This is a genomic window from Okeania sp. SIO2B9, assembly GCF_010672505.1.
GTDB classification, from domain to species: domain Bacteria; phylum Cyanobacteriota; class Cyanobacteriia; order Cyanobacteriales; family Microcoleaceae; genus Okeania; species Okeania hirsuta.
Genome location: NZ_JAAHGK010001186.1, coordinates 1 through 2,378, shown reverse-complemented (window position 1 = coordinate 2,378; position 2,378 = coordinate 1). Strand labels below are relative to the sequence as shown.

Below are 2,378 nucleotides of genomic sequence, written 5' to 3'. Positions count from 1 at the left end.
CCAGCATCACCAATTAAAATATCATTTCCTTCCCCAGCAGTTAATACATCACTATCTTTACCACCGCGTAAAAAATCATCTCCTCTACCACCAAATAAAGTATCACTATCTAAGTTGCCATTCAGAATATCATTATCAGGACCACCAGATAATAAATCAAACCCTTTTCCACCCCGAAGATAATCGGAACTATCTCTACCATCTAAACTATCATCTCCTTGATTACCATTAATTACATCATTAAGTATTGAACCTGTAATTTCATCATTTCCTTCTAATCCTAAAACACCAAATACTTCTTGAGATAATTCTGTAGAAATTGGAAAAATATCATCTCCTTCTGTTAAAACTTGAAAGAAATCAATAGGTAATGGAATATTGGCACGATTAACAATATTAATAAAATTATTGAGCAGAGTAGTATCAGTAATAATTTGTGAAACTCGACTAGGGATTATTCCTTGAGTAACTCTCACAGCAGTAATACTATCACCTAATTCTAGTTCTTCTATAACATCTAACCCATCTATTACATTACCAAATACGGCAAAACTACCATCTAATACTGATAAATCATTCAAGGGAATATAAAATTGAGAAGATGCAGAATTTAACACTTCTATACGAGCCATTCCAATTGCACCTACTACATTTGGCAGTTGTAATGGAGGAGAAACTATTTGATTGTAAATAATTTCTTGCCCAAGTCCTAACGGCCGAATTTCTAAAGGAATAAATCGAGTTTCATTTGTTAGTGGATCGACAAAATTACCACTTCCTAAAAGTTCCAAAGGAATATCTGGATTTCTACTGAAAGGGTCTCCTGCTTGAACTAATGAAAATTGTGGTTGATTTTCGATGCGATGAAATCTGACACCATCATAAAAATTTCGTTCTACTAAATCAACAAAATTACCTCCAGTTATTGGTGCATTTATACCATCAATTTCTATAGTAACTATTTGATTATCAATCACCATTAATACTGTTGCTGGACTTGATATTTGTGGTAAATCTTCTTCCATTTTTCCTAATTTTATGGGTAAAATTTTTGTACAAGTTGCTTATTATATAATAAATTTTCTGGCTTTTCTGATAAACGCTATTTTTCCTCAAAATCCAAAATAAAATATTAGATTTTAACAATTTCCCCAGAGAAAATTTTTTCCTAAATTTATCTTTTCTTTTATGGGTTTAATACCCCACTGTCACTTGCGGTGCTGAAAATTGCTTGGGGTTTGTAGACACGGAGTGGCGTATTGAAGACTATCCATCAGCAATTTTCCCTTCTGCCTTCTGCCTTCTGCCTTCTGCCTTCTGCCTTCTGCCTTCTGCCTTCTTCAAGTAAACTTATATGAAGTAGAGTTTTCATCGTAAATTATGACCACCCGTCGGAATCTAATTAGCATATTTTTAGCTAGCTGTTTAGCTTTGATAACTTGGTTTAACTTTATTCCTAATACTTGGGCACTTGGAGGAAAATTACCGGAGTTATACCAACCAGCACCAGAATTTACTTTACCCACGAATACTGGAGATGGAGAAATTTCTTTATCTGATTATCGGGGTCAGTGGGTAGTGCTTTATTTTTATCCTAAAGATTTTACTTCTGGTTGTACTATTGAGGCGCGTAGATTCCAACAAGATTTGCCAAAATATATTTCTAGAAATACTCAAATTTTAGGTGTTAGTGCAGATGATGTAGATTCTCATGCAGAATTTTGTGATTCTGAGGGATTGAAATTTCCATTGTTAGCTGATACGGATGGAAGTGTTAGTGTGCGACTCGTTGGTTAGTCAAACTGCTGAAAAGCAGATATATCTAGCCTTCCATGGCTAATCTTAAAGGAGGTTAAATATTTGGCCATCGGAAAACTCTTATTTCCTTAGTGGTGAAATTCCACCGCCTCGTTGTCTAGGTAGAAAGCATAGGCCACACTGGTGAGACTGAACATCAAACTGGTGAAGCTGGCCTAAAAGCGGGAAAATACCAGTTACCAGGAACGATACCGCAAGCAAAGGCTGACAAGTGGACAAACAGGAAGGTAATCAAACTCTCGTTATTCCAAACCATCTCAAAGGTAGCTATGGGATGTAGGACGAAAGTCAGAGGGTCTATGGATAATTCTATACTTACGGGATTATCGACAACCATACCGAACCCTCCGGGAGATTTTATCCTACTAAATCAGCCGTAAATAAGGAATAAGGGAACGAGGAAACCTCTCTAAGACACCTAAGAGTATAGGTCGAGAACTTAGGAAGCCATTCAAGGTAAATCTACACAAAGGTTGTAGGTCTTAGGGAGAGTAGGATTGGATAATAAGCATTAATTTGCAGACGTATCCACTGTTAGACGTAATGTAAGGCAATGAATA

The 2,378-nt window shown here is 36.1% G+C and carries 2 protein-coding genes and 1 pseudogene; 1 reads left to right on the top strand and 2 read right to left on the bottom strand.

Translation table 11 applies throughout. The annotated features are described in order from the left end of the window. Window positions 1-1,025: peptidylprolyl isomerase (locus tag F6K13_RS28750; protein ID WP_287289250.1), on the bottom strand; the 1,025-nt coding region annotated here is incomplete at its 3' end. A gap of 355 nt (window positions 1,026-1,380) precedes the next feature. Between F6K13_RS28750 and F6K13_RS28745 the strand changes: the two are divergent. Beyond that, a pseudogene (locus F6K13_RS28745) lies at window positions 1,381-1,779 on the top strand (peroxiredoxin); the annotation flags it as partial. A 175-nt stretch (window positions 1,780-1,954) separates the two neighbouring features. Here F6K13_RS28745 and F6K13_RS28740 read toward each other — a convergent pair. Further along, window positions 1,955-2,155, bottom strand: coding sequence for a hypothetical protein (locus F6K13_RS28740; RefSeq protein WP_240039162.1), 201 nt, complete (start codon window positions 2,153-2,155; stop codon window positions 1,955-1,957). Window positions 2,156-2,378 lie beyond the last annotated feature (223 nt).

What these genes read in the sequence shown, in the direction of transcription:
- F6K13_RS28740 (WP_240039162.1), bottom strand. Translation starts at nt 2,155, where the DNA reads ATGGTTGTCGATAATCCCGTAAGTATAGAATTATCCATAGACCCTCTG.